The sequence below is a fragment of the Streptomyces sp. GL_148 genome (assembly GCF_057834205.1).
Genome location: NZ_CM174396.1, coordinates 8,028,927 through 8,047,008, shown reverse-complemented (window position 1 = coordinate 8,047,008; position 18,082 = coordinate 8,028,927). Strand labels below are relative to the sequence as shown.

Below are 18,082 nucleotides of genomic sequence, written 5' to 3'. Positions count from 1 at the left end.
GCTCCGCCCGGCCCTTGCCCGTAGGCTCCGTTGCATGGACAACTCGACGGTGGAGGCGGTCAACCGCCTGACGGCACGCTGGGCGGCGGCACGGTGGCGGGCGCAGTCCCCGGACACGGCCGAAGGCACGGTGTTCACGGCGGCCGGGCTCTGGCCGCTACTGGCCCTGCTCGCGGACGGCGCCGACGGCCCGGCCCGCACCGAACTGACCGAGGCCCTCGGCATACCCGCCGACACCGCGGCCGAAGCCGCCCGGGAGCTGCTGACCGCATTGGACGGCGTACGGGGCCTGCGCGCGGCCACCGGCGTGTGGACCAGGCGGGACCTCCCGCTGGAGGAGGCCTGGTCGGCCCGGCTCCCCGCCGGGACCCGGTCGGTCCTGACCGGCGACGAGGACACCGACCGCAAGGCCCTGGACTCCTGGGCGGCCGACCGAACCGGCGGCCTCGTCGAGAAGATGCCGGTGGAGGTCGGTCCGCACGTCGACCTGGTCCTCGCCTCCGCGCTCGCGCTGAACCTGACCTGGGAACAGCCTTTCTCCGAGCGGCCGGTGCAGCCGCCCCACGGCCCCTGGACCGGGCGCTCGCTGCGCGGACTGGCCGTCACCCACGCCCTCCCCGAGCGGATCCGGGTGGCCCGGGGGCCCTCCGGCCCGGTCACCCTGCTTTCCGTACCCGGTGCGCCCGGCGCACGCGGCGTGGACGTGCACCTGCTGCTCGGGGAGCCCGGGACCGCGCCGGGAGACGTGCTGACCACCGGGATCGCCGAGGTCACCGGCGCGCTGGCCTCCTCGACCGCGAGCGCGCTTCCCGACGGCGCCGCTGGTCCCGGGCTGTCGCTGCGCACCGTGGACTCGACCAGCCCCGACCCCGTGGTCCGGATCGGCACGGTGGCCTTCGACATCCGCGCCGAGCACGACCTGCTGCTCCACTCCGAGCTGTTCGGGCTCACCTCCGCGGCCGCCCGCCCCGGCCACTTCCCCGGCATCTCCCGCGTCCCGCTGGCGGTCGGCTCGGCCCGCCAGTCGGCCGTGGCCCGCTTCCACGCGGAGGGGTTCGAGGCCGCGGCCGTCACGGCCGTCGGCATGTTCCGCGGGGCCGCGAGGGTCCCGTCGTACCGGGTCCGGCAGGCCGACTTCGAAGTGGACCGGCCCTTCGGCTTCCTCGCCGTCGACCGGGACTCCGGTCTGGTGCTGTTCGCGGGCTGGGTCACCGACCCCGATACCCTCGTCCGATGACTTCCGACAAGATCACCGCGGCCGATTCCGGCACCTGGCTCCTCGGCGACCTCCCGGTCCGCCGCATCGGGTTCGGCGCGATGCGCCTCACGCACCTCGCCGACGGCTCCCCCAGCGACCGGGACCGGGTGACCGGGGTGCTCAGGCGGGCGGTCGAACTGGGGGTCAACCACATCGACACCGCCGCCTTCTACTTCTCCGCGACCCGCTCCGCCAACGAGCTCATCAACCGGGCCCTCGCCCCGTACGCCGACGAGCTGGTCATCACCACCAAGGTCGGGCCGGGCCGCGACGCCGCCGGCGACTGGTGGTGGGCCACGCCCGGGCAGCTGCGCGGGCAGGTCGAGGAGAACCTGCGCCAGCTCGGCCGCGACCACCTGGACGTGGTCAACCTGCGCGTCCCGCGCCAGGCGGAGACCGGTTCGATCGCCGAACACTTCGGCGCCCTCGCCGAGCTGCGCACGGCCGGGCTGATCCGGCACCTGGGCGTGTCCAACGTACGGCCGGACCACCTCGCCGAGGCGCGGGCCATCGCGCCCGTGGTCTGCGTGCAGAACGCGTACGGGATCGGTTCGCCGGCCGAGGAGCACGCCTTCCTCGACACGTGCGGCGAGCAGGGCATCGCCTTCGTCCCCTTCTTCGCGATCGCGGGCGCGGGCAAGGAGGCCGGCGGGGTCACCGAGGAGGGACCGGCGGTACGCGATCTCGCGCGGGCCCACGGTGTGTCCCCGGCCCAGCTCCGCCTGGCGTGGACCCTGAGCCGGGGCGCGCACGTCCTCGCCATCCCGGGCACCGGCAACCCGGAGCACCTGACCGAGAACGTCGCCGCCGGCGCGCTGCGACTGTCGGCCGAGGACACTGCCCTGCTCGCAGCCGCGTAGCCGGGCGGCCGGGGCCCGCTCCCTGCCAGTCGTGGACCGAGCCGTCGGCGATGGGCGTCCTTGCTGTCCACCGTGCTCATGTCGTCGCCTGTCCTGTGCCGAGGAGGTGGTCTCGGTGGGCGGCCGCCAGGGCGGCCGTGTCGGTGAAATCGGGGATGCGTCCGGTGCCGCCGCGGCCGGACACGGAGAGGGAGGCGGCCGCCATCGCGTACCCGACCGCGTCCGCGAGGCCGTCGCCCAGCGCGAGCCGGGCCGTGGCGGTGCCGGTGAAGCAGTCCCCGGCACCGGTCGCGTCGACCGGGTCGGGATTGACCGGGACCGGGAGGTACGCCGCTGCCGTGCCGTCGTCCAGCAGCAGCCGGCCGGCGCCCGCGGTGACCGCGACCGTACGGGCGCCCAGGGCCCGGTAGCGGGCGGCGGCCTCGGCCGGGTCGTCGGTGTCGACCATGGCCAGCGCGTCGGCCGGGCAGGAGGTCTTCAGCAGCCCGGTCAGCGGGGCGATGATGGCCAACAGCGTGCGGGCCTCGGCCCGACTGGTCAGCCGGGAGCGGAAGTTGGGGTCGTAGGAAAGGTGTCCGCCGGCCTCGTGCACGGTCCGGGCGGCGAGCAGGACGGCTTCACGGCTGCTCGGCGACAGGGCTCCGGTGATACCGCTGGTGATGAGGGCCTTGGCGCCCGCCAGCAAGTCCCGCCAGGACTCGACGTGTTCCACCGAGAGGGTGGAACCGGCGCTGCCGGTGCGCCAGTACACGAACTCGCGGTCGCCCTCGGTGTCGTCGCAGAGCAGGTAGGCGCCGTTCGGGCGCGGGGAGCGGCGTACGTGGGAGACGTCCACGCCGAGCTCGGCCGCGCGGGCCAGCAGCGGGACGCTCAGCTCGTCCTCGCCGACGACGGCGAGCAGGGCGGTGCGGGCTCCGGCGGCGACCGCCGCGGCCGCGGCGTTGAGGGCGTCCCCGGAGAAGGAGACGCGGGCGAGGGTGCCGTCGGCGGCGTCCCGCAGGGCGGTTTCGGCGTGGATCTCGACGAGGACTTCGCCGAGGACGAGGACGTCGTACCCCTGCGGGTCGGTCCCTGCTGCGGTCCCTGCCGCGGTCGCGGCCACAGCCCCGGTCAGGGGCCCGGCCCCGGTCACGGTCGCCGCTCCGTACCCGCGCAGTCGCCGCAGCAGGGCTGGGCGAGGGCGGCGAAGACGGCGGCCAGTTCGCCCGGGTCGGCGGGCAGGCCGCTGCCTATCCCGACGGCGGCGGCGCCGGCGGCGAGCCAGTCGCCGGCCTCGCCGGGCTTGATCCCGCCGGTCGGGATGATCAGGGCGTCGGGGAGGACGGCCTTGAGGGAGCGGATGAACTGCGGGCCGCCCACGTGGGCCGGGAACACCTTCGCCGCACCGCCGGACCGGACCGCGGAGGCGATCTCGCCGGGGGTGAAGCCGCCTTCGATGAAGACGGCCCCGCGCTCCCGGGCGACCTCTCGCACCTCGGGGGCCGGGTAGGGGGAGATGAGGAAGGCGGCGCCCGCGTCGAGTGCGGTCCGCGCGGACTCGGCGGTGGTGACGGTGCCGACGCCGATGAGGGCGGAGCGCCCCTGTGCGTCGGCGAGCGGCACGGTGCGGGCCACCGCCTCGGCCCAGCCGGGGGTGGAGGTGGTGAGTTCGACGGCGCGGCAGCCGGCTGCGAGCAGGGCGGCGGTGTTGCGGACGGCCTCGTCCGCGTCGGCGTTGCGCAGGACCGGCAGCAGTCGCTGCGCGACGATGACCGCGTACGGGTGACAGGACAAAGGAGCCTCCATTTGTTCCACGTAACGGAACTTGGTATCGTGTAACGGAACTTCTGGTGCAGACCATACCCACCCCTGGAGATCCCTTGTCCACGGACGAAAGGCCCGAGTCGGCGGAGGCCGAAGGCACTGCCCGAGGCGGCCGGACCTCCGCCGCGGGTACGGCGCTGGAGAAGTCGATGCGGATCCTGGAAGCCGTGGCCGCGCCCGGCGGCCCGCACCGGCTCACCGATGTCGTGGCCGCGGCGGCCGTGCCGAAGTCGAGCACCTTCCGCATCCTGGCCTCGCTGATCGAGCAGGGCTTCGTACGCTCCGAGGGCGAGAGCCGCTACGGCGTCGGCCCCCGGCTGCGCGGACTGTCCGCCCTGGTCAGCGGCGGGGAGCCGGTCAGCATCGAGCAGATCCTGCGGGAACTGCAGGAGGCCACCGGGCAGGTGGTCCATCTCGCCCTGCACAGTGGGGAGACCATCACCTACATCCGGAAGCTGGAGAGCGAGCAGCCCTTCCAGACCGCCTCGCGGGTCGGCATGCGGATGCCGCTGCACACGACCGCGATCGGCAAGAGCATCCTGGCCCAGCTGCCCGGGGACGAGGCCCGCGAGCTGGTCGCCGCGGCCGGGCTGCCGCGCCGCACGCCCAAGACGCTCACCACGCCTCAGGCCCTGGAGGCGGAGCTGGAGAGGGTGCGGGATCGGGGGTTCGCCCTGGACGACGAGGAGAACGAGGCGACCATCCGCTGCATCGGCGCCGCGATCCTCGACTCCCGCGGCCGCCCGATCGGCGGCGTCAGCATCACCACCGTGACCTTCCTGGTCTCCCGCACGGAGATCGAGGCCTACGCGCCCGCGCTGCTCGCGGCCACCCGGGCCCTGGCACCGCTGCTGTAGCCCGCCACCGGGGGCCGCGAGCCGGCCAGCGGGGCTGCGAGCCGGTCAGCCGGGGCCGTGAGCCGGTCAGCGGGGGCCGCGAGCGGTCAGCCGGGGTCGGCCGCGCGCCGCGAGTCCTCGGGCCAGTCGGCGGCCGGGGCCCGGCCGGCGGTCCGCGCCAGCAGTTCCCGGGCCGTCCGCAGGTGCCGGTGGCCCGGTTCCAGGACGGACTCGGCCCGCGCGAGAGCGCCGGTCAGCACCTCGGCCGCCTCGGGGGCCCGGTCCCGGGCGAGCAAGGCGCGGGCCCATTCCAGGCGGGAGTAGAACACGTGCGGGTGGTCCTCGCCGAGTACCCGGGTCCGGTCGGCGGTGAGCTCCGCCCAGGCCACGGCCGCCTCGGCGGTGCGCCCCGCGCGGGCCGCCAGCGCCGCCAGGCTCCCCCGGACGGCGAGCGTGTGCGGATCGTCCGGCCCGATCCCCTCGGCGGCTTCGGCTTCGGCCAGCAGTCGCCTCAACTCGGCTTCCGCGTAGACCGGTTCACAGGGCCGGAACCAGATCAGGCTGCGCCGGGTCGCGAGCACCTGCGGATGGCCGCCGCCGTGGACCCGTAAGCGGTCGGCCAGCAGCCCCTCCAACTGGCGGGCCGCCGCGCGGGGATCGCCGCCCTCGCCGGTGAAGTAGGCCAGCTGATGGCGGGCCGCCAGGGTGTCCGGGTGGTCGGGCCCCAGCACCTGCGCCACGTCCGCGAGCAGCTCTGCGAACTGGGCCGCGGCGGCCAGATGGTTTCCCGATTCCCCTACGAAGAAGGCCAGTTGATGCCGCGCCGCCAGGGTGTCGGGGTGCCTCGGCCCGAGCCGGCCGGCGCGCCGGTGGGCGATCCCGGCCAGATCGGCGGCGGCCCGTCGCGGTTTCCCGGAGTCCCCGATGGCGATGGCCAGCGGCAGTTCGACGCCGGGGACCCCGCCGCGAGAGGCGAGGCCGAGGGCTTCGACGGCCCGCGCGAGGCGGCCCTCCTGATGGGCGACGAGCCCCATGTCGTAGGCGTCGGCGGGCTCCACCAGCGGCAGCAGTCCGCGCCACAGGTGGTCGGGCACCGGCCCGTTGCCCGGGGCGTTCAACAGGTAGTCGAATGCGGTGAATCCGGCCCCGAAGTTGCCGATGAGCAGCCCGCTCGTGGCGTAGGCGGCGGCGCACGCCCAGTCCATCGCCTCCGCGAAGGGCTCGGGCTGGAGGTCCCCGCCGCCCCGGGCCGCGAGGTAGGGGGCGTGCAGTTCGCGCAGCCAGGCGCGGCTCACCGGGCGGCGCAGTCCGGCCCGGCGGCAGTCCACCGCCGCCGCGACCACTGCGGCGCCGCGTGGATTGGCGCCCGGGGCCCAGGCGTTCTCCCAGGCCGCCAGGAGTTCCGGACCGGCCGCGAGCACCTCGGCCACCCCGAACCGCTCGCCCGCGCGCAGCGCGGCCCCGATGCGCGGATCGCCCCGGTGGGCGGCGGCCCGGCCCCGCTCCGACGCGGACCAGTGGCGGGGCAGCCTGATGACGGCCGCCTGGTGGAGCAGGTCGCGCTGGGCCCGCCAGGCGTCCCGGTCGGAGCCGGTGAGCCTGCTCTCCTCACGGGCGTCGTAGCGCCGGTACTCCTGGACTCGCATCGTCGCGATGACCACCGCCGTGCGCAGGGAGGCCAGTTGTGCGCCGCCCAGGCCGCCCGCGCCGAGGAAGTCCTCCAAGTCGTCCAGCCAGAGCACGGCGCGGCGCCGCCGCCCGGCGATCCGTACCGCTTCGGCCAGCGCGGCGCGGGAGAGCGGGCGGACGAAGGCGTGCCCGGGGTAGCGGGCACGGGCCACCTCGTAGGCGAGCCGGGTCTTGCCCGCAGTGGACTCCCCCACCACGAGGACGAAGCGGGTCCGCTCCAGGGCGGCGCGCAGCTCCGGTTCGGCGTCGCGCCGGATGTACGGGGGCGGGGCCGCGGCGGCCTCGGCCGGGTGTACTCCGGCCAGTTCGGGGCGGTCCACGTGGCGCAGCAGTGGGAGCCTGCCCGCCGCCGTGCGCAGCACCTCCCCTGCGGGCCGGGGGTCGGCGCTGGGCCGCATCCGCTCGGCGGCCAGTCCGGACAGCGTGGTGACGGCCGCGCCGATCCCGGCGGCCCAGGGCCCCGAGGTCCACACCGCCGCCAACGCCACCGCACCTGCTCCGAGCCCTACCGAAGCGAGGTATCCGGCCCAGCCCCGCGCCCGGCCGGATCCCCTGAAGAGCAACGCCGGCATGCCGCCCCCAACACGTCCCGTGGGAGCCCCATTGTCACCCCGTACCCGGCCGGCGGAACCCCAACGGAGCTACTGGGTGGGGATGTTCGTCAGTACGTGACGAAGACGCGGCGGGCCGGGCCGTCCACCGGATCCGGCCCCCGACGGGGATCACGAGCTGCGGGTCGGTGTGCCCGAGGTCCACGTCGAAGACGGCCATGGTGTCGGGGGCGTACGCGCCGAGGGCCCGCAGGACCGCCTCGCGCTGCTCGTGGCGGTAGCGCTCCCGCTCCTCGGTGTCGAGGCGCTTCTCGAAGGACCAGCTCTTCGCCCGGCCCATCAGCAGCGCGGGGAACTGCCGCAGCAGTCCGCGCTCGCCCATGCTGCGCAGGATCCAGTAGACGTCCTGGGCGCGCGGCATGTCCTCCGAGGTCTCCAGGAAGAGCACCCCGCCCGCGTACTCCTCGACGGGCCGTACGAGGCGGTCGGCCATCAGGAGCCAGGAGATGATCTCCAGATTGCCGCCCCAGCTGTTGCCCTGAACCACCCGGTCGGCGTTGTGCCACGTCCAGCCCTTGGCCGGCTCCAGGTCCGGTTCGGCGTCGAAGGTGCGGGGGTCGTCCCAGTGGCCGCCCACGTCCCCGCTGGCGCCCGCGGCGGACAGCTCGTACTCGCCCGAGGTGAACAGCGCCGCCCGCAGGGACCCGGCCGTCAGCGGATGCATGGCGCCGGGCCGTCCCAGCTCGACCATCACCGAGCTCCCGTGGTAGCCGACCAGCCCGAGGCTCCTCAGGTACAGGAGCAGGTTGGTGTTGTCGCTGTAGCCGAAGAACGGCTTGGGGTGGGCGCGCAGCAGATCGGCGTCGAGGTGCGGGAGCAGCGTGATCTGGTCGTCGCCGCCGATGCTGGCGATCACGGCCTTGATCTCGGGGTCGGCGAAGGCGGCGTGCAGGTCGGCGGCCCGCTCCTGCGGGCTCGCGCCCATCTTCCGGGTGGTCGGATACTCCACCGGTTCCAGCCCGAACTCCTCCCGGAGCCGGCGCAGGCCCAGCTCGTAGGGCTGCGGGAAGAGCGCGGGCAGCCCGGCCGAAGGGGAGAGCACCGCGACGCGGTCTCCGGGGCGGGGCTTGGCGGGGTAACGAGGATCCGTCATCGCCTGATCTTAGGAGCGGGCCCGGCCGCCCCCGTAGGGAATTTCCGAGCCTCCCTCTTCCCTAACATTCCCTATCATGCTGCATTCGCACCTCCTCGGGTAGGATCCGGACGTATGAGTGATGAAGGACGCGAGCTGTACTCGGTCGGCGAGGTCGCCGAGCTGCTCGGGCTGCATGTGCGCACCGTCCGGAACTACGTGCGCGACGGCCGGCTGAAAGCAGTCCGGATCGGCAAGCAGTACCGGATCAGCCGGGCGGACTTCGAGGCCCTGACGAGCCGCCCCGACCCGGGCGCCAAGGATCCCTCCGGCGCCGGGGAGGCGCCGAGGCGGCACCTGGAGGTGTCGAGCATCGTGCAGATCGACGCGATCGGTCCCGACGCGGCGAACCGGCTCGCGAACCTCGTCACGGCGAGCGCGCAGTCCCCCCGGGCCACCCCGGCCGCGCTGCGCGTCCAGACGGTCTACGACAAGGAGCGGGCCCGCATGAAGATCGTGATCCTCGGCGACGCCGCCACCACCGCCGATCTGCTGCAGCTGGTCGACGGGGTGCTCGGCCCGGGCAACGGCATGGGGAACGACCTGGACCACGGCCTGGACCACGACGCGGAGGCGGTGCACCGTGGCTGACCTCCTGGTGGAACACCACGGCGTACCGGTCCTGGTCTGCGCCGCCGACGGACCGCCGGTCGCCACCGAGCAGGACGCGCTCGACCAGCTGATCGGCGGCGCCTTCTACCGGACCGACGTCGTCGCCGTCCCGGTGGAGCGGCTGGACGCCCGCTTCTTCGACCTGCGCAGCGGGCTCGCCGGGGCGATCATGCAGAAGTTCGTGAACTACCGGGTCCGCCTGGTGGTCGTGGGCGACCTCTCGCGCCACCTGGGGGAGAGTTCGGCCCTGCGCGATCTCGTACGGGAGTCGAACGAGGGCCGCCACATCTGGTTCCTGCCCGATCTCGACGCCCTGGCCGCCAGGCTCGCACCGGCCGGGGAGGCTCCGGATTGCGCATCCGCAGAACCGTTCGGCGGATAAGCGTTATCAAAGTCCCCCTCGACGGTCTCCCAGGTATTGGGCATCATCGAGCGCCGGTACGGACAGGGACTTTTCTATGAGCACTCAGCACACGGCAGCGCTGGTCGCCGCGGCCCGCGCGGGCGATCCCCGCGCTCAGGACGACCTGGTCAGCGCCTATCTGCCGCTGGTCTACAACATCGTCGGGCGGGCTCTGAACGGCTCGGTCGACGTGGACGACGTGGTCCAGGACACGATGCTGCGGGCACTCGACGGGCTGGGCGGCCTGCGCGACGACCACAGCTTCCGGTCCTGGCTGGTCGCGATCGCCATGAACCGGGTACGCGCCCACTGGCAGGCCCGCCGGAGCGCCCCCGGCGAGAGCGGACTGGAAGCGGCCTGGGAGCTCGCCGATCCCGGCGCGGACTTCGTGGACCTGACCGTCGTACGGCTCCAGCTGGAGGGCCAGCGCCGCGAGACGGCCCGTGCCACGCGCTGGCTGGAGCCCGACGACCGGGCGCTGCTGTCCCTGTGGTGGCTGGAGTGCGCCGGGGAGCTGACCCGCGCGGAGATGGCGCAGGCGCTGGAACTGTCCGCGCAGCACACAGCGGTACGGGTCCAGCGGATGAAGGCCCAGCTGGAGGCGGCCCGGGTGGTGGAGCGGGCACTGGGTGCCCAGCCGCCCTGCGAGGACCTGCGGGTGGTGGTGGCGAGCTGGGACGGCCTGCCCTCGGCGCTGTGGCGCAAGCGCATAGCCCGGCACGCCCGCGCGTGCCTGCGGTGCGGCGGGTTGTGGAACGGCCTGGTCCCGGCCGAAGGACTGCTGGCCGGGCTGGCGCTGCTGCCGGTCTCGGCGGCGCTGCTCGCGGGCGTACGGGCGGCCACGGCCTCCGGCTTCACCGCCGCGGGGCCGGCCACCACCGCTTCGGCGTACGACGCGGGCGGCTCCTTCGCCCCGGGCGGCGGCCCCGGCCCCTCCGACGGCGGCGGGGCGCAGTTCGCATCGGCGTCCGTCCCCGGGGACGGACGCGCCTCGCTGCGCAGGCAGCGGCGCACCCGCGGCCGGCGCCGGGTGATCGGCGGCGCGGTACTCGCCGCCTGTGTCGTGGGAGGCGGGCTGACCTACCTCGCCACCCGGCCCCCCGCCGACTCCCCCGAGGCGCCCGCGGCCGCGCTCGTGGCTCCGCAGGCGGGGGCCGCGTCGCCCCCGGAGCCGGCCTCCCCCACCCCGAGCCCCTCGGCGTCGGCCTCCGCGAGCGCCTCGCCGAGCCCCAGCCCGAGCCCGACTCCGAGCCCGACTCCGAAGCCGACCCCCACGCCCACCCCGAAGCCGAGCCCGAAATCCACCCCGCCGAAGAGCCCCGCTCCGGCCCCGCCGGGCGGCAGCACCGTCGCCCAGGTGATATCCCTGGTCAACTCCGAGCGCGCGAAGGCCGGCTGCGGGCCGCTCAAGGACGACGCGCAGCTGCGTACGGCCGCCCAGGGCCACTCCGACGACATGGCGCGGCGGGACTTCTTCTCGCACACCAACCCGGACGGCGCGGACCCGGGCAAGCGGACCACCGCCGCCGGGTACCGCTGGTCCACCTACGGGGAGAACATCGCGAAGGGACAGCGGACCGCGGCCTCCGTCATGGATTCCTGGATGAACAGCCAGGGCCACCGCGAGAACATCCTCAACTGCTCCTTCAAGGACATCGGCGTGGGCATCCACCAGGGCGACGGCGGCCCGTGGTGGACGCAGAACTTCGGTGCCCGGATGTGACCCTCACGGCCCGGCTTCCGGGCCGGGTCCGCCGACACTCTCCCCCCGGTCCCCTGCTCTGCCCGCTCCGCCGCACCCCGCCGGTGCGATCTCCCCGCAATGATTCAAAATGAGGGCAAGATAGGAGCTGGAAGCAAACCGGCAGATCACGGTGGAGGTGGGGCGCATCAGCAGGCAGAAGCTCCGTCCGCACCAGCGCGAGGCCGTCGACGCCGCCGTGCGGGCGCTGGAACTGCCCGCCGGGCGCAGGGTCCCACGGACCGGGCTCCGTACGCAGGTCATCATGGCAACGGGCTCCGGCAAGTCGCTGGTCGCCGTGCACACGGCCGAGGAACTGCGGGCCGGCCGGGTCCTGGTGCTGGTGCCCTCCCTGGATCTCCTCGTGCAGACCGCGTCGGCCTGGCGGGAGGGCGGCCGGACCGGCCGCGCCTTCGCCGTGTGCTCGCTGCGCGGCGAGGACGCGGGAGTGCCCACCACCACCGACCCGGCCGAACTGGCCGGCTGGGCGGGCCCGCCCGTCGACCGGGTCACGGTGTACGCCACGTACGCCTCGCTGGGCCTCGGCACCATCGAACGCGCGCACCGCGAGGGGCTGCCCGGCTGGGACCTGATCGTGGTCGACGAGGCGCACCGCACCTCGGGACGGATCGGCAAGCCCTGGGCGGTGGTGCACGACAACCTCCGGATCCCCTCGGTCCGCCGGCTGTACATGACGGCCACGCCCCGGGTCTGGCAGTCCCCCGAGGATTCCGCGTCCGCCGGGAGCTACGAACCCGCCGAGGGCTCCGGCCGGCTGGAAGCAGTACGCGGCCGGGGCGAACTGGTGGCCTCCATGGAGGACGATCCGGACGGGCCGTTCGGCGCGCGCTGCCACACCCTGACCCTCTCGGAGGCCGTCGACCGGGGCATCTGCGCGCCCTACCGGGTGGTCTGCGTGGACGTCAGCGATCCGGAGTTCCAGGCGGCCGTGCTGCTCGGGCCGGACGGACGCTCCGACGCCGTGCGCGGGGTGCGGCTCGCGGCGCTCCAGACGGCGCTGGTGACGGCGGCCGTGCGGCAGGGGTTCCGGCGCACCCTCGTCTTCCACCACCTGACCAAGGAGGCCGAGGCCTTCGCCGCCGGGCTGCCGGCGGTGGCCGCCCGGCTGCGCGCCACGAGCTGGTCCCCGCGGCCGGTGTACCCGCGTACCGTCTGGGCGGACTGGCTGTGCGGGCAGCACACGGCGGCGCACCGGCGCCGGGTGCTGAGCGCCTTCGCGGACGACCGGGTCGCCGACAAGGCCTTCCTCGGCAGCGTCCGGGTGCTGGGCGAGGGCGTGGACACCAAGGAGTGCGACTCGGTCTTCTGGGCCGACGTACGGGGTTCCATGCCCGACCTGGTCCAGGCCGTCGGCCGGGCGCTGCGCATCAGGCCCGGGGAGGGCAAGGTCGCCTCCCTCGTGGTGCCGGTGCTGCTGGGGCCCGGCGAGTCCCCCGAGACGATGCTGACCTCACGGGCGTACGGGGACCTCGCGCGGCTTCTGGAGGCGCTACGGGCCCACGACACCCGGCTCGTCGAGGCCCTGGCGCAGCCCCAGGCCCCGAGCCGGCGCGCGGCTCCGGGCTCGGGCGGCGCGGAGTCCGTGGGCGGCCCCGGTCTGCGCGGCGGCGCGCAGTCGCTGCTGAGCTTCTCCACCCCCCGCGACCCGGCGCTGCTGGCGGCCTTCGTCCGGCTGCGCGTCCTGCACCCGGAGCACGAGCACTGGCGGCGCGGGGTGGAGGCGGCCCGGATCTACGCCGGGATCGCCGGGGACCTCAAGGTGCCGTTCGCGTTCAAGGTGCCCGGGAGCGGCGGGGCCGGCGCAGTCCCCGGGGCGGGCACGGCCGGCGCGGCGGCCGGTGAGATCCTCGGCGGCGAGGCTCCGTGGCCGCCGGGGCTGGCCCGGTTCCCGCTCGGCCAGTGGATCGCGGATGCCCGGCGCACGTACCGCCGCGGGGCGCTCGGCCGCCGGCGGGTGGCGCAGCTCGACGAACTGGGCATGGTGTGGAGCCACTTCGACGTGGCCTTCGAGGAGGGGCTGGCGGCGGCGAGCGGCTGGGCGGCCGAGCACGGTCACCTGCTGCCTCCGGTGGACGCGACCTGGCGCGGCGCCCCGGTAGGGGTCTGGGTCAAGAACCAGCGGGCGGCTGCCCGTCGGGAGGGCCCCGGAGCCCTGTCCGAGGAGCGCCGGGAGGCCCTGGAGGCCATCGACGCGTCGTGGTGTCCGGCCTGGGACATCTCCTGGCAGCGGGCCTTCCACCTGACCCGGGTCCACCTGGACGCGGGCGGCCGGCTCCCGACGCGCCCCGGGGAGGCCGTCGTCCAGGGCGAGGACCTCGGTGTGTGGGTGCGCGGCCAGCGCACCTCCTGGGAGCGCCTCGCGTGGGCCCAGCGCTGGCTGCTGGAGCACACCCTCGGGGTGACCCCGGCCGAGGGCGCGGACCGGCCGAAGCCCCGGGTCGCCCACGCGGACGCGTGGGCGGCGCACCTGGAGGCGGCCCGGCGGTTCCACGACCGCGAGCGGCACCTGCGGGTCCCCCGTACGCACGTGGAACGGGTCGGCGACCGGGACCTGCGCCTCGGTTCCTGGATCGCCAACCAGCGCTCCCGCGCCGCGACCCTCACCCCTGAGCGGACGGCCGCGCTGACGGAGCTGGGGATGCGCTGGCCGGCGTCCTGAGCGCGGGACCCACGGCGGACGGGCACGGACCCACCGGCGCACAGGCGCGGGCCCGCCGGCGGACGGGCACGGGCCCGTCCGGGTGGCGGCCCGTCCGGGCGGCGGACCCGCCAAGCCGGGCCCGGACGCCGCGCCGCGTCAGTGGTGGAAGCCGGACTGCGGCGGGGCCGCGGGCACGGGCTGCGGGTGCGCGATGAGGTGTTCCACGGCGAGGCGCAGATCGGAGACGAGCAGCGCGATCTGGTCCCGGGTCACCCCGTGCCGGATCAGGACCCGCTGGATGACCGTGTCGTCGCGCTCGGCGGGCAGCGGGTACGAGGGCACCTGCCAGCCGCGCATCCGCAGCCGGTCGGAGAGGTCGTAGAGGGTGAAGCCCGCACCCTCCGGGTCGGTGAGCCGGTAGGAGACGGCGGGCAGCGCGCCCTGGCCGTCGTAGAGCAGGGTGAAGGGGCCGATGGTCTCGATCTCGCGGGCCAGGTACTGGGCGGTGTCGGCGCAGGCCTGCTGGACCCGGCGGTAGCCGCCCCGGCCCAGGCGCAGGAAGAGGTAGTACTGGGCGATGATCTCGCCACCCGGCCGGGAGAAGTTGAGGGCGAAGGTGGGCATGTCCCCGCCGAGGTAGTCCACGGAGAAGACGAGGTCGGCCGGGAGCAGGTCGGCGGTGCGCCAGACGATCCAGCCGACGCCCAGCGGGGCGAGACCGTACTTGTGCCCGGAGGTGTTGACGGAGACCACGCGCGGCAGCCGGAAGTCCCAGACCACGTCGGGGTGGAGGAAGGGGGCCACGAAGCCGCCGCTGGCGGCGTCCACGTGGATCGGCACGTCCCAGCCGTGCTCGGCCTGGATCCGGTCGAGTTCGGCGGCGATCTCGGCGACGGGCTCGTAGACGCAGGTGTAGGTGACGCCGAGGATGGCGACGACGCCGATGGTGTTCTCGTCGACGTGGGCGGCGAGCTGCTCGGGGCGCAGGCCGGTGGCTCCGGGCTCCAGCGGAACCTGGCGGAGCTCGACGTCGAAGTACCGGGCGAACTTCTCCCAGCAGACCTGCACCGGCCCGCACACCAGGTTCGGCCTGTCGGTGGGCAGTCCGGCGGCGCGGCGGCGCTCGCGCCAGCGCCACTTGAGGGCGAGGCCGCCGAGCATGGCGGCCTCGCTGGATCCGGTGGTGGAGCAGCCGGTGCCGGTGGTGCCGGCGGGGGCGTTCCACAGATCGGCCAGGATGTTGACGCAGCGGGACTCGATCTCGGCCGTCTGCGGGTACTCGTCCTTGTCGATCATGTTCTTGTCGAGGCACTCGCTCATCAGCCGGTGGACCCCGTCGTCCGACCAGGTGGTGCAGAAGGTGGCCAGGTTCTGGGCGGCGTTGCCGTCGAGGAGCAGCTCGTTGTGGAGGAGCTGGTAGACCACGTCGGAGGGCGAGTGGTCTTCGGGCATTCGGTACTTGGGGAGGACCTCGCCGCTGAGGGCGGACGCGAACACGTCCGTCTCGGCGTCGCGGGCACGCAGGTCCTTCGTCTCATGGAGAGCCATGTCGGGACTATAACGGGACAGAACCGAACAGATCATCCTGAAGCCGACTTCAGGATCCTTCAGGGAGGGTTCAGGAGGGGCTCCGAGAGTGGAGTCATCACCAGCCGGTGAGACAGACAGTGAGCCAGGCGGTGAGACAGCCGCTCGGGAGGGCCCCATGAACGTCCGTACGACCGCCACCACGAAGACCCCGGCCACCGCCCGTCGGCGCCGGCTGCTGGCCGCCACCCTCACGGCCGGGGCCCTCACCATCTCGCTCACCGCGTGCGGCGGTTCGGGCTCCGACGCCGGCGTGGACAAGGCGCGCGCCGCCGGCAACGCCGCCCCGGCCGCGGCCGCCGGCTCCTCCACCGCCGCCGAGTCCCCCTCGGCGACCCCGGAGCGGGCGCCGGCCGAGCAGGGCGGACCGAAGACCTCCCGCGCCCGGGCCATGGCGACCGCCGAGAAGTCGGTGCCCGGCGGCAGGATCACGGACGTGGAGCTGGAGACCTAGGACGGCACCCAGGTCTGGGAGATCGACGTCGTGACCGCCGAGCCGCGCGTGCACAACCTCTCGGTGGACGCGGCCACCGGCGCGCTGCTGGGCAACCGGGCCGACCGGATGTCGTCGAGGACGAGGTCTCCCTGACCTCCGTCCTGCGCCGCGGATTCGAGGCCGAGGGACTCCGGGTCGACGTGGCCCACGACGGGCACGAGGGCCTGCGGCTCGCGCTCACCGACGCCTACGACGCGATCGTCCTCGACGTGATGCTGCCGGGCCTCGACGGACACCGGGTGTGCCGGACCGTACGGGCCGCCGGGCTCTGGACGCCGATCCTGATGCTGACCGCCAGGGACAGCGAGTACGACGAGGCCGAGGGCCTCGACACCGGCGCCGACGACTACCTGACGAAGCCCTTCTCCTATCTGGTGCTCCAGGCCCGCCTGCGCGCCCTGCTGCGCCGCGGGGGCGCAGCCCGGCCGGCCGTCGTCGAGGCGGGCGACCTCGCACTGGAGCCCGAGAGCAAGCGGTGCACGCGAGCCGGGACCGACATCCCGCTCACCGCCAAGGAGTTCGACCTCCTCGCGGTGCTCGCGCGGCGGCCGGGGGTCACGGTCTCCAAGGGGGCACTGCTGGAAGAGGTCTGGGACCTGCCGGCCGACAGCGATCCGAACGTGGTGGAGGTGCACGTGAGCGCGTTGCGCCGCAAGCTCCAGGGCCCCTTCGGGGACACCGCCCAGCCGCTGCTGCACACCGCCCGCGGGATCGGCTACCGGCTCGTCCCGCAGCCCGCCGCGACCCCGTGAAGCGCCTCCGGCCGCGATCGATGCGCCGGCTCCCCGGGCTCCGGCTCCCCGGGCTGCGACGCCCCGAGTTCCGGCTTCCCGAGTTCCGGCTCCCCCGGCTGCGGCTCCCGCTCGGCTCGGTCCGCGTCAGGACCACCCTCGGCGCCGTCGCCATCGTCACCGTCGCCCTGCTCGCCGCCTGCGCGGGCCTGCTGGGCGTGATCCGCCACGGACTGGTCGGCTCCGCCGAGCGCACCGCGCTGACCCGCGCCGAAGCCGTCGCCGGGGTGACCGGGTCGGGGCGGCTCGTCGACCGCCTCGCCGTCCCCGAGGGCGAGGACAGCCTGCTCCAAGTGGTCACCGACGACGGCCGGATCCTCGCCGCGAGCCACAACCTGGCCGGCCGCGGCCCCGTGGCCTCCTTCGAGCCCGCCGACGGCCACGACTCGGCCGCCCGCAGTCTGGACCTGGCACTGCGCCCCGATCCCCGCCCCCACCCCTTCCGGCTCGTCGCCGTCCGGGCGACGACCGCCGACGGCGCGGGGGCCACCGTGTACGCCGGCACCAGCCTGGAGACCGCCCGGTACACCCAGGACCTGATCCTGCGCTCCATGGTCCCCGGCATCCCGCTGCTGCTCCTCCTCGTGGCCGCCGTCACCTGGCGCTCCACCGGCCGGGCCCTGCGCCCGGTCGAGGCGATCCGCACCGAGGTCGCGGAGATCACCGAGCGGGACCTGGGCCGCCGGGTGCCGGTCCCGGCCTCGCGCGACGAGGTCGCCCGGCTCTCCCGAACGGTGAACTCCACCCTGGACCGGCTGGAGGAGTCCATGGACCGTCAGCGCCGCTTCGTCGCCGACGCCTCGCACGAGCTGCGCAATCCCATCGCCGCGCTGCGCGCCCACGTGGAGGTGGGCATCGCCCATCCGCAGCTCCTGCACGGCGGTGAGCTGCTGGAGGACGTGATCCGGGTTCAGCAGCTCGCGGACGACCTGCTGATGCTGGCCCGCCTCGACGCGGGCCAGTCCCCCGAGCGGGGCCCCCTCGATCTCCGCGACCTCGTACGGGACACCGTGGTCCGGCGCCGCGAAGGGCGGGTGCCGGTGTCGGTGGAGACCACCGGACCGGCCCTGGTCCGCGGCAACCGGGGGCAGTTGGCCCGGGTGCTGGACAACCTCCTCGACAACGCCCAGCGGCACGCCCACGAGGCCGTCACGGTGACCGTCACCGCCGGGCACGGCGCGCCCGCCGGGGTCCTCCTGGAGGTCGGCGACGACGGCGCCGGGGTCCCGGAGGCCGACCGGGAACGGATCTTCACCCGTTTCACCCGGCTCGACGCCTCGCGCAGCCGGGACGCGGGCGGGACCGGGCTCGGGCTGGCCATCGCGCGGGACATCGCAGCGGCGCACGGCGGCACGCTGAGCGCCGGACCGGGTCCCGGGGGGGCGGTTCCGGCTGCGGCTTCCAGCCGACTCTGCGGTGTGATCCCTTCCATACCCACCCCGTGCGACCGCAGGATTTCCCGTCAGTTAATCTTTTTTATATAGGTCTTCCCGTCCGGGTCGCAGGAGTCAGTCCGGACGGGAAGATCATCCAGAGAGCTCGACCTGCCAGTTATCCGTGCATGTCCGGATAACGGCCCTCCGTTCTCCGCCGTTCTCCGC

The 18,082-nt window shown here is 74.6% G+C and carries 15 protein-coding genes and 1 pseudogene; 10 read left to right on the top strand and 6 right to left on the bottom strand.

Going from position 1 to position 18,082, the window contains the following annotated elements:
• Positions 1 to 34 precede the first annotated feature (34 nt).
• Together AC3IYI_RS36345 and AC3IYI_RS36340 are read left to right on the top strand one after the other, a co-directional pair.
• Positions 35 to 1,237 (top strand): serpin family protein, encoded by a 1,203-nt coding sequence (locus AC3IYI_RS36345; RefSeq protein WP_489407687.1) that lies wholly within the window; start codon positions 35 to 37, stop codon positions 1,235 to 1,237.
• On the top strand, positions 1,234 to 2,118 hold the full coding sequence (locus tag AC3IYI_RS36340) for an aldo/keto reductase (RefSeq protein ID WP_489407686.1): 885 nt from the start codon (positions 1,234 to 1,236) through the stop codon (positions 2,116 to 2,118). The genes AC3IYI_RS36345 and AC3IYI_RS36340 overlap by 4 nt, the downstream gene beginning before the upstream one ends.
• Before the next feature lie 76 nt (positions 2,119 to 2,194).
• On the opposite strand, the gene AC3IYI_RS36335 is transcribed toward AC3IYI_RS36340, so the two are convergent.
• Positions 2,195 to 3,250: a sugar kinase gene (locus tag AC3IYI_RS36335; protein WP_489407685.1), complete on the bottom strand. Its 1,056-nt coding sequence runs from the start codon at positions 3,248 to 3,250 to the stop codon at positions 2,195 to 2,197.
• Positions 3,247 to 3,891, bottom strand: a complete 645-nt coding sequence (locus AC3IYI_RS36330; RefSeq protein WP_489407684.1) for a bifunctional 4-hydroxy-2-oxoglutarate aldolase/2-dehydro-3-deoxy-phosphogluconate aldolase — start codon at positions 3,889 to 3,891, stop codon at positions 3,247 to 3,249. The genes AC3IYI_RS36335 and AC3IYI_RS36330 overlap by 4 nt, the downstream gene beginning before the upstream one ends.
• An 86-nt stretch (positions 3,892 to 3,977) precedes the next feature.
• On the opposite strand from AC3IYI_RS36330, the gene AC3IYI_RS36325 reads away from it, so the two are divergent.
• A complete protein-coding gene (locus tag AC3IYI_RS36325) occupies positions 3,978 to 4,778 on the top strand; it encodes an IclR family transcriptional regulator (RefSeq protein ID WP_489407683.1) in 801 nt (266 codons plus the stop codon).
• 86 nt (positions 4,779 to 4,864) lie between these two features.
• Here AC3IYI_RS36325 and AC3IYI_RS36320 read toward each other — a convergent pair whose 3' ends face one another.
• Together AC3IYI_RS36320 and AC3IYI_RS36315 are read right to left on the bottom strand one after the other, a co-directional pair.
• On the bottom strand, positions 4,865 to 6,934 hold the full coding sequence (locus tag AC3IYI_RS36320) for a tetratricopeptide repeat protein (RefSeq protein WP_489407682.1): 2,070 nt from the start codon (positions 6,932 to 6,934) through the stop codon (positions 4,865 to 4,867).
• A 173-nt stretch (positions 6,935 to 7,107) separates the two neighbouring features.
• Positions 7,108 to 8,150, bottom strand: a pseudogene (locus AC3IYI_RS36315) (S66 family peptidase).
• Between the two features lie 114 nt (positions 8,151 to 8,264).
• Between AC3IYI_RS36315 and AC3IYI_RS36310 the strand changes: the two are divergent.
• The 4 genes from AC3IYI_RS36310 to AC3IYI_RS36295 all read left to right on the top strand — a co-directional run bounded on the left by AC3IYI_RS36310 (position 8,265) and on the right by AC3IYI_RS36295 (position 13,625).
• Positions 8,265 to 8,780 (top strand): helix-turn-helix domain-containing protein, encoded by a 516-nt coding sequence (locus AC3IYI_RS36310; RefSeq protein WP_489407681.1) that lies wholly within the window; start codon positions 8,265 to 8,267, stop codon positions 8,778 to 8,780.
• Positions 8,773 to 9,183 carry a DUF4180 domain-containing protein gene (locus AC3IYI_RS36305; RefSeq protein WP_489407680.1) on the top strand — a complete coding sequence of 137 codons (411 nt, stop codon included), beginning with the start codon at positions 8,773 to 8,775 and terminating at the stop codon, positions 9,181 to 9,183. Before AC3IYI_RS36310 ends, AC3IYI_RS36305 begins: the two co-directional genes overlap by 8 nt.
• 76 nt (positions 9,184 to 9,259) lie before the next feature.
• On the top strand, positions 9,260 to 10,927 hold the full coding sequence (locus AC3IYI_RS36300; protein ID WP_489407679.1) for a sigma-70 family RNA polymerase sigma factor: 1,668 nt from the start codon (positions 9,260 to 9,262) through the stop codon (positions 10,925 to 10,927).
• A gap of 157 nt (positions 10,928 to 11,084) precedes the next feature.
• Positions 11,085 to 13,625, top strand: coding sequence for a helicase associated domain-containing protein (locus AC3IYI_RS36295; protein WP_489407678.1), 2,541 nt, complete (start codon positions 11,085 to 11,087; stop codon positions 13,623 to 13,625).
• Positions 13,626 to 13,763: 138 nt separating this feature from the next.
• Here the strand turns inward: AC3IYI_RS36295 and gad are convergent, their stop codons facing one another.
• Positions 13,764 to 15,155 (bottom strand): glutamate decarboxylase, encoded by a 1,392-nt coding sequence (gad, locus tag AC3IYI_RS36290; RefSeq protein ID WP_489407677.1) that lies wholly within the window; start codon positions 15,153 to 15,155, stop codon positions 13,764 to 13,766.
• 157 nt (positions 15,156 to 15,312) lie between these two features.
• Between gad and AC3IYI_RS36285 the strand changes: the two genes are divergently transcribed.
• On the top strand, positions 15,313 to 15,648 hold the full coding sequence (locus AC3IYI_RS36285; protein ID WP_489407676.1) for a hypothetical protein: 336 nt from the start codon (positions 15,313 to 15,315) through the stop codon (positions 15,646 to 15,648).
• Here AC3IYI_RS36285 and AC3IYI_RS36280 read toward each other — a convergent pair.
• Entirely contained in the window at positions 15,645 to 15,839 is a 195-nt protein-coding gene (locus AC3IYI_RS36280) for a hypothetical protein (RefSeq protein ID WP_489411911.1), read from the bottom strand. The genes AC3IYI_RS36285 and AC3IYI_RS36280 overlap by 4 nt on opposite strands.
• Between AC3IYI_RS36280 and AC3IYI_RS36275 the strand changes: the two genes are divergently transcribed.
• Together AC3IYI_RS36275 and AC3IYI_RS36270 are read left to right on the top strand one after the other, a co-directional pair.
• On the top strand, positions 15,780 to 16,442 hold the full coding sequence (locus tag AC3IYI_RS36275) for a response regulator transcription factor (RefSeq protein ID WP_489411800.1): 663 nt from the start codon (positions 15,780 to 15,782) through the stop codon (positions 16,440 to 16,442). The genes AC3IYI_RS36280 and AC3IYI_RS36275 overlap by 60 nt on opposite strands.
• A 20-nt stretch (positions 16,443 to 16,462) precedes the next feature.
• Complete coding sequence (locus AC3IYI_RS36270) at positions 16,463 to 17,965, top strand: sensor histidine kinase (RefSeq protein ID WP_489407675.1); 1,503 nt, start codon at positions 16,463 to 16,465, stop codon at positions 17,963 to 17,965.
• Positions 17,966 to 18,082 lie beyond the last annotated feature (117 nt).